This window comes from Acinetobacter sp. TUM15064 (assembly GCF_008980265.1).
In the GTDB taxonomy this organism is placed as follows: domain Bacteria; phylum Pseudomonadota; class Gammaproteobacteria; order Pseudomonadales; family Moraxellaceae; genus Acinetobacter.
On record NZ_BKFU01000213.1, the window covers coordinates 1 to 457 of the forward strand.

Below are 457 nucleotides of genomic sequence, written 5' to 3' on the forward strand. Positions count from 1 at the left end.
CTTTAAATGAAGATAGCTTTACAAGCTTACTTGATCAAACAAGTCAGCAAGCGTTACCTAAGGCGCAGGCAGAAATTGAGTTGGCACCAACCGTCGATATTATCGCTCCTGAGCCTGTCAAATCCTCTATATCGCTTGATCTAAGCCTTGAGCAAGTCGATGCTCCTTTGCAATCTTCGTTATTGCAGCAATTAAAGCAGCAGCTAGCTCGAAGTGAAATTCATTTAAAATATCAGCAAATCTACGATAAACACGATCAAGAAACCCATAACTATGAGGTGACTAGCGGTTTTATTAGCGATGAACAATGGTATGACATAAATGACTTGGCTGAATTAAGAGAAGACAGTGAACTTTCTATTCAATTAGATCGCTGGATTTTGGTTGAGGCATGTAAGCAACTACATAACTTTATTACTCAGTACCCGAAAGCCAAACTGATTATTAACCTCAATAT

1 pseudogene is annotated in these 457 nt (G+C 38.7%); it reads left to right on the plus strand.

Annotated elements, in window-relative coordinates:
* Nucleotides 1–457 (plus strand): annotated as a pseudogene (locus GBI16_RS18475) (EAL domain-containing protein); the annotation flags it as partial.